The 8,324-nt window shown below is 33.6% G+C and carries 7 protein-coding genes and 1 pseudogene; all 8 read right to left on the reverse strand.

The window, feature by feature from the left end:
• Positions 1–432: 432 nt before the first annotated feature.
• Complete coding sequence (locus QSJ81_RS25520; RefSeq protein WP_285720105.1) at positions 433–2,628, reverse strand: hypothetical protein; 2,196 nt, start codon at positions 2,626–2,628, stop codon at positions 433–435.
• Positions 2,629–2,670: 42 nt separating this feature from the next.
• Entirely contained in the window at positions 2,671–3,132 is a 462-nt protein-coding gene (locus QSJ81_RS25525; RefSeq protein WP_285720106.1) for a Panacea domain-containing protein, read from the reverse strand.
• Positions 3,133–3,436: 304 nt separating this feature from the next.
• Positions 3,437–4,291, reverse strand: a complete 855-nt coding sequence (locus QSJ81_RS25530; RefSeq protein WP_285720107.1) for a LamG-like jellyroll fold domain-containing protein — start codon at positions 4,289–4,291, stop codon at positions 3,437–3,439.
• Positions 4,292–4,522: 231 nt separating this feature from the next.
• Positions 4,523–5,653: a LamG-like jellyroll fold domain-containing protein gene (locus QSJ81_RS25535; protein ID WP_285720108.1), complete on the reverse strand. Its 1,131-nt coding sequence runs from the start codon at positions 5,651–5,653 to the stop codon at positions 4,523–4,525.
• Positions 5,654–5,889: 236 nt separating this feature from the next.
• Positions 5,890–6,810, reverse strand: a complete 921-nt coding sequence (locus QSJ81_RS25540) for a hypothetical protein (protein WP_285720109.1) — start codon at positions 6,808–6,810, stop codon at positions 5,890–5,892.
• Positions 6,811–7,031: 221 nt separating this feature from the next.
• Positions 7,032–7,598: a hypothetical protein gene (locus QSJ81_RS25545; RefSeq protein WP_285720110.1), complete on the reverse strand. Its 567-nt coding sequence runs from the start codon at positions 7,596–7,598 to the stop codon at positions 7,032–7,034.
• Complete coding sequence (locus QSJ81_RS25550) at positions 7,579–8,133, reverse strand: GH25 family lysozyme (protein ID WP_285720111.1); 555 nt, start codon at positions 8,131–8,133, stop codon at positions 7,579–7,581. The genes QSJ81_RS25545 and QSJ81_RS25550 overlap by 20 nt, the downstream gene beginning before the upstream one ends.
• 5 nt (positions 8,134–8,138) lie before the next feature.
• Positions 8,139–8,324 (reverse strand): annotated as a pseudogene (locus QSJ81_RS25555) (hypothetical protein); the annotation flags it as partial.

Genomic DNA, 8,324 nt, shown 5'->3' on the forward strand with positions numbered 1-8,324 from the left:
GTTTTCATCTTATAAGCTACCGATATGACTTTTTTTAGGCATTTATAGGTTAGGAATTTTTTTAATGATTTAAATCTTAAATTCAACTTGACACTAGACATAAAAAAGCTCCTGAGTTAATTCTCAGGAGCTTTGAATTTCAACTGGAGCCGATATGCAGATTCGAACTGCAGACCTACTCATTACGAATGAGTATAAGGCTTAATTTATAAAAATTTAATATCATCAGAAGCCTTTATTTATAAGTATTTTAACATAATTAATCATCAATAAAAATAATATAAAATTTCATAAAGTATCCCCATACTATCCCCACATATTGCGTTAATTATGTCTTAATCATACGCAATATACTGAGGCCTATATGCAACTTATGTTATGTTGGATCTGTCAATATATCATCAAATTGACAGATTGACAGATTCACCAAAATTACTTAAAAACACATTTAATCCGTTTTCCAGTTCTAAAGGTTCGCCACATCAATTTTTTCATGAATTTTTCATCTTTCAGGAAATGTAACCCGTATTTATCCTTAGCTCCTTGGAGTTTCTTCAACAAATAGAAAAGTTGATTATATTTAACTTTAGATAGACTTACAAGAATAATCGGTACACATGATAGCAATATGTTAGATTTAAAAATGTAATTCTGTTGCCCATAAAATAGAATTGTCAATTTCTGCAAACAATAAGATGATGTATTTGGGTTTATTGAAAAATCAACATTTACCTCCTTAAACAAAGGTAACTCTTCTTCCTCCCCTTTATAAAGTCCATTTACTTGGCAAAACTCACTATACACTTTAACCCATATACTACTATCGAAATTTGCAATATATTTCACCAAAAATCCTGTGCATCCATAATGAGAAATCTCAATAGACTTAAGTGCAGCTTGTAGAAGAACCATGATACTAATTTCTCGTTCTTCTGTATTATATAATAAGTCTTCAGATTCTTCTCCTATTAAACATTCAAGACTATACTCTACTTTACAATTGTCATAATTAACAACACCACAATTATCATTAATATCAATAATCCGAAAAAGCGAATAAATCAAAGTTGAAAGCACCTTCACATCTGCTTTTTCTACAGCCTTTATAATTAGTGCTCGGTAAATTACTATTATATTCTTCTTATCAATAGAGCTTTGAGCAAGTTCCTCAATTCTTTTTAAGAGAGGATATAGTCCTATATGCTCGTTTTTTTGGAGTAATATTGATAATTCATATAAAACTGCATAATATACCGTTCCTAATTCCCGATATGAATTTTCTAAACTTGTATAATTTCCCAAATCTGTTTGGGGAATCATGCCAAGAAAATCTTCCACGCACTTATGGCACTCTTGAATTTTATTTTTATTGTATAAAGTAGTAACCAAGATTACATGATTTTTTAGAATGGATTTATATAAAGCTATATATTTAGAAGGGTTTTTATCAAGCAATTGAATATATTTGGGATTATCAACATTGTGAAACTCCTTTAACAAATCACTCCACATCTTATATACTTGATAATAAACATCATTCATATTTTTCTCAACTGTGGAAATAAGCATCTGATATATACTCTCAACCAAATAACACAGCCTTAAATATATATTTTCTTGAAACTTAGGATTAAGGTCTTTCATATTATCCAGATTTCTCAAGGCTATACTTGCGTCTTTAATAGTATCTTCTAATAGCCAGCGTAAATTTATATTTTTAAATAAGTTACGCACCATAACAAAACCGAGATAAATATCCATAAACGTAAGTATCAATAATATGAGAAAATTATCCCAATTATGTGTAACAAAAACAAGTGAATTCTCTTGTAAGTTTGTATATAAACTGGTTGTCAAATGTAACGAATAGATACTAGTAAAAATAGTTACACCTATAAAAAAAGGAAGAATGAACACTGTGCTATTTTTATTTACAGTAGATTCTCCAGTTTGCTTCTGTTCTCTGTATGTAAAAACATAAAAGGTCAGACTCGTCGGAACAGCCAACCCCATTAGCTTACTTAGCGAATCTAATACAGAGTAAATAAGTTTATCGGATATCCCGCGATAACTAAACCATGTGAAGACATTCTTTATCTGACTTTCATCAGGACTTAGTAAATAAGGATTATGCACTTGTAAAATAATGTACGAAAGCAGTAATATAAAAAATAAGGACATAGCCCGTTTATCACTTATATAGACTAGACCCAGCAATATCTCTTCATCTATTATTGCAAAGAAAGATTGAAATTTCTTACCACAACAGTTTTTTACAGTAAAATATATCAACATCAATATGAATATGAGTGCTAGCATTTCTAGCACTATGACTTTTATTATAATAATCTTCGGAATAACATAGTTGTCTATGAACTCCACAATTGATATATTCAGATTATATATCTGTAAAATATAAAAAAACAAAAATACAACTAACATATAGGCTTGTTTATTACTTATATGAAATAGGCCCAACGATACCCATTTATCTATTACTGCAAAGAAAGATTGAAATTTCTCACCACAATAACTTTTTACAACAGGATATAACAACATTGTGAATATGGGTATTAGCAGGCAGTTCCAAATAATCTCAGTAATAAAACGGCTGTCTATGAATTCCACCGTTCAACACCACCTAGGTAAAAATAAAATACGGAGGCAATATTAATTGCCTCCACCTAATTTACTTTGAAAATAATGTCTTATCTCTTCTGGATCTATTGGATTATTAGAAATTTCCCAAGGTTTTAATCCATTTCTTGCCTTAATCCATGGCGATTCTCTATGAGTTAAATATTCAAGTTGGGAACCATTATAAGAACCGAAAACATTCCATACTCTATCTAATACTTTAGTTACTTCCTCTGGAAGTATAACCTCGTCGTTCGATTTTGGTATTTCGTTAAATCCATATTCTTTATATCTTGTATAAACTTCGTGACAAACAGGACCATGTACCCATGCCTGCAATTCATCTCTAAAAAGCATATCATTGTTATTTGAAGCCATAAAGAAACCTTGTGCATAATAAAGAAGTTTTTGCAATTTTAAATTTGTAATCGCCCTTTGGGTTTTAGGGATACTCTTAGCTAAAAAATACTCTATAACTAGAATAATCTCAACCATATTTATCCCTCCTTTTTATTTTACATTAATTGATAGTATATTATATTTTACTGTTTCTTCAAAAGTTATGCATTTCCTGCTAACTATGGTTTATTTTACAAAAATACTTATAAACTGCATATACTCGAATTCCTAGGACTACATTCAACTCCCCATTCAGAACATATGTTGGTTGTAATTATAAAATTTAAACACCTGTAAATCAAGTAGCAGATGATTAAAATTTTAAACCAACCGCCTCACCTCGAAAGGCAGACGGCAACAGTCTTTTTTAGTAAGTTCCATAGCTTCAAAGCTAATATCTCTACTTCGCATATTCCATTACTTCAAAGTTTTGAATCTTGTCAAAAACTAGATAGTCTTTACGGCTCTGAAATGGTCCTAAGTTAAAATCTTTATTGAACGTATAGTGTGGCAAACCCGTTCCGGTGGATCGATTGTCATACCATGTGATAAAGTCGTCAATTTGAGCCTTTGAAAGCTCATATTCCTTTTGGATTTGATCTGACATTGTTACGACTAGAAGGGCTTTGCCTACTTGCGGATTTGGGTCAAAATCAGAAGTCCAACGAGCGATATTAGAAATTCGAAATTCATCAATACAAACATTTGAATAGTAATCATCATAATTTGTATAAAATCTTCCCAAAACCAGGTTATTTATACTTGTAATACTGTCAAGCGTACTCCAATCACTAAACTCTCCATTAATTGCTATCGCACATTTTCCTAGATGTCTAACGAATGCTATATGATACATTAAATTAGTCTGTAATACTTTTGGGCTTTTAAATGTAGGCGCATTTCCGCCAGCAAGATAAATAGATTTATCTTTTTTATTGAGAGCAATTGCCGTTCCAATATAATTCGGTGTCGTTACCCAAGAACAAATACCTTGACCATCCGTAGTCGTCGAGCCATTGAAATCATTAATCAACATCCAAAAATCAATAGTAAAATCATCTGCTCCAATGTTAAAATTATTGTTTGTCTGAATGAATTGCTTATTCCCATTTAATAATAACGAACTTGCACCAAATTCCTTCTTACTACTGGTAACCGTAGCACCATTACTAGGTTCCCAAATAACTCCACACTCATCTTTCAATCCATCATCGAAATGCAATAACGATACTGTGTATTGATCAACTTCATACATAATTATTACCTCCGTTTATTTTTACTTTGAACCAATATAGCCACGGAACTTTATTAAATTTGTGTGTTTCCTGTATATCGGCTTTTACTAATACACATTCCAAAGTAACAATAAATTAAACTATTGAATGCATTATTATTTCTCATTCTTTATCCGTACAAATTAGCGTAGTTTTAGATAGGTACTAAACAAAATCACCGCCCTACCAATTAAGGTAAGACGATGATTGTTCTACTTAGCTAGCGGTATCACTTTAAAACTAATAATCCTCTCAAATGATAGATATTCCTTACTATCATCTACAATATCATCAAATGCATAGCAAGTATTGCCTGTACAAACAGTACGATCATACCACTTAATAAATTTTTCAATCTCGACTGTAGACAATCTATATTCTCTTTCGCTAGAATCGTTCATAGTAATCCGTAACAATCCGTGTCCACTTGGAGCCTGCGGAGTTGCAGAAGCCTCATTTGAATTAGCACTTTCATTCCCGCTTACATTAACTGCAGTAACTACATAGTAGTAGGTAGTGCCATTTGTTACTGCATTATCAACATAGCTCGTACCTGCTACATTTGTAGCAATAGTAGTATATGAGCCACCTGCTGTTGTGGAGCGTTTTACATTATAGCCAGTTGCTCCAGTAACTGCATTCCAGGAAAGAGTCACTTGAGAATCGCCTGCGGCTGCCATTAAACTAGTAGGCGCATTTACTGAAGGTGCAGTAGGAATTGTAAAGTCTTCAGTCCAACGGGCAATATTGGATATACGAAATTCATCTAGATAGCCATCTAGTAAATAACCATTATCATATATACCACTTGATCTGCTAGTGCCCAATGCAAGATCGACCCCTGGTGTAGATTTAATTCTAACATTGAAATCAAAAGACTTAACTAAAATACCGTTAATAAAATAAAGCATTTTGTTTTGGCTACGTACCATAGCTATATGATACCATTTATGCATCTCTGGTATCCAATCAATACTGTGTGTTATGTCATTGTCATTAAAAGCACATTGTATATGACTACTCGAATACCCCATAGTAAATGAATGACTATAACTATAATGAATACGTTTAGAGATAAACACCGCCACAGAAGACGGCAAACTATTAAACATTACGTTAAAATCAACTGTAAAATCACTGCTTGCAAAGTCAAAATCCGCATTGTCTGGTGTCGTCATATAGGAATTTTTAGTTTTATCTAACCATAAACTAGATGTCCCTATCATCTTTTGGTCAGTGGTCACCACGGCTCCCCCTTGAGGAGTCCAAACCTTTCCACACTCATCCTTCAATCCATCATCGAAATGCAACAGCGATACTGTGTACTGATCAACTTCATACATAATTATTACCTCTACTTATTTTTTATTTTTAAAACCAACATAGCCAAGGAACTTTATTAAAAATGTGTGTTTCCTGTATATCGGCTTTCACTAATACACATTCCGTAGTAACTATAAATTAAACTACCAAATGCAAATGTGTTTTTCATTCTTTATCCGTACATATAAGCTGAATTTTAGATAGTATACATATAACAAAAGCCGTCTTACTTAATTTGAGCAAGACGGCGGCAATACTACTTAGTTAGCGGTATCACCTTAAAACTAATAATCTTCTCAAATGATAAATATTCCTTACTATCATCTACAATATCATCGATTGCATAGCATGAAATACCTGTACCAATAGTACGAGTATACCAATTAATAAAGCCATCGATTACCTCAGTAGATACGCGATATTCCCGCTCGCTTGAATCAATCATAGTTACTTGCAATATTGCTTTGCTGGATGCCACAGAAGTCGCAGAAGCTTCATTGGAATTAGTACTTTCATTTCCACTTGCATCAACTGCAGTAACTACATAGTAATAAGTAGTACCATTGGTTACTGTATTATCTACATACCTTGTATCCGTTACCTTGGTCGCAATAGTAGTATATGGGCCGCCTGCTGTTGTGGAGCGTTTTACATTATAGCCAGTTGCTCCAGTAACTGCATTCCACGTAAGAGTGACTTTATTATCTGCTTTTGCCTCTAAATTTACAGGTGAACCTATTCTTACTACTGGCATATAGGGTTTAAGCTCGCCTATATCATCAATATCCAACGCATCAAACCAAAGATAATAATCATTCTCTAAATTTTCTATTTTTACACTATGCTCGCCTTTGGGAAGGTTGACAACTTCAAATATAACAACTTGATAAGCTAAAGAGCCTAAAAATGAACATACTGTGGTCGCACCATCTACAATTACATTTACCTTCTCACTTCCCCACTTATTCGTAGCTCCAATAACTCTTAATTTTGTTCCAATAAAGTTAAATTTAATGGTATCGTTACTCTGGGAGCATCGGCGATAATTACCTCCGCTACTTGAAGTGTCGGAAAACACCTGCCATGTGGAACCTTCATAAGTTATATTTACGTCACTGTCTTCAATTCTTTTCCACCCATTTTCAGGAGCTGTTAATACTTGTCCTATTGTTGCCATTTTTTATTACCTCCAATAATTTTCATTTTTGCTAACCAACAAAAACATCGCGAACCAAATCTTTTTATTGCTTTCACTAATACACATTCCGTAGTAACTATAAATTCAACTACGGAGTGTAATTTATTTTTCAATTATATTTTATAAAAGCCATAATTTAATGATGCAGTAAATTACAATTATACAAATTATCATTTTTTACAAAGTAGACGCTATAATCTTTAACGTGTGAGCAAATATCCTCCTGCAACAGTGCCAATTATCCATCCAATACGTTCCTTCTTCCGCGAGGCCTTTTCTTTGTCCATTTCCTGTTTGTGCACTTTGGCCTGTTTCTCTAATTCCTGATTAGCTATCAATCTAGCTTGTGCATTTGCCATATCAGTTACATCTATTTTAGTAGTAGACGATGTAGAAAATCTAAGTTCTCCATTCTCACCTATTTTAACGTCAGGCTGTCCCGATACATTAGGCACTTCAACCTCTTGACCATTTACAATGGCAATAACTTTTCCTTGACGTTCTACGAATTGCAGGATAGCTCCTTCTTGGCTTGGGGCTTGTACAGCTACTTCTCTGATTGTCTCGGTTTTAGTATTTATGACCTGTGGTGGTAACGTGACAACAGTTTGTGTATTGGTTTTCTGCGCTTGATCAATAATGTGCTGCTTCCATTCTTTATATTCAACATTCCCAAAATAAAATAGGGCCAGTAATAGTGCTAACCCTAAGAGAAACTTCCAATTATTTTTTACAAATGACATTTTATTACCATTTAACATTTCCATCAAATAACCTCCCGCCAATTTCCAGCTTATCAGTATACTGCCACATATAGCCTTTAATGTCGTCGCTCTGGCCCCATTGTGCATTCCATACAGCGCAACCAAGCGACTGCCAATCAATTTTATTTGTAAGCCAAGAATAAGATGCATACACACCACAATCCAGCCCAATATTATCAATAAAAGTACGACATATTTCTGTTATATCGCGAGGCATTCCACGACGAGTTTTATATCCATCAGCATCTTCCATGTCGAAAAATACAGGTAATTCTAGTAATACACCAGCACTATCAATAGCTTCTCGGCAATTAATTGCTTCTTGTAAAGTATCGTCGTTATTCAATGCATAGCTGTAATGATATGCTCCTACTTTTAACCCTGCTGCGTGTGCTGCATTTACGTTTTCTACAAACATACTATCTTTTGAATATAAGCCATATGAGCTTCTAACCATTACAAATTCAATTCCTGCATCAGCTACGGCTTGCCAATCGACTACGCCATTATTTTCAGATACGTCTATCCCTTTCATCATGTTATTTACTCCTCCTCATGTAAACTTGGTGTATTTGTAGACTTTTGCATTTTGCGTATGGCACCTACTTCCGTATCAATGATCCAACCTATCAATGCGCTTGGAATAATTAGCTTTCGCCATCCTAACACCTCATTTATCTGCTGGATAGCCACTCTTCGTTTATCAGCATTCTCCATATCGTCAGAGAA

It is taken from the genome of Pelosinus sp. IPA-1 (assembly GCF_030269905.1).
Taxonomy (GTDB): Bacteria; Bacillota; Negativicutes; order DSM-13327; family DSM-13327; genus Pelosinus.

Excerpts from the sequence above, each read along its gene's own strand:
- QSJ81_RS25540 (WP_285720109.1), bottom strand. The coding sequence starts at position 6,810 with ATGGCAACAATAGGACAAGTATTAACAGCTCCTGAAAATGGGTGGAAA.
- QSJ81_RS25545 (WP_285720110.1), bottom strand. The coding sequence starts at position 7,598 with ATGGAAATGTTAAATGGTAATAAAATGTCATTTGTAAAAAATAATTGG.
- QSJ81_RS25525 (WP_285720106.1), bottom strand. The coding sequence starts at position 3,132 with ATGGTTGAGATTATTCTAGTTATAGAGTATTTTTTAGCTAAGAGTATC.
- QSJ81_RS25550 (WP_285720111.1), bottom strand. The coding sequence starts at position 8,133 with ATGATGAAAGGGATAGACGTATCTGAAAATAATGGCGTAGTCGATTGG.
- QSJ81_RS25530 (WP_285720107.1), bottom strand. The coding sequence starts at position 4,291 with ATGTATGAAGTTGATCAATACACAGTATCGTTATTGCATTTCGATGAT.
- QSJ81_RS25535 (WP_285720108.1), bottom strand. The coding sequence starts at position 5,653 with ATGTATGAAGTTGATCAGTACACAGTATCGCTGTTGCATTTCGATGAT.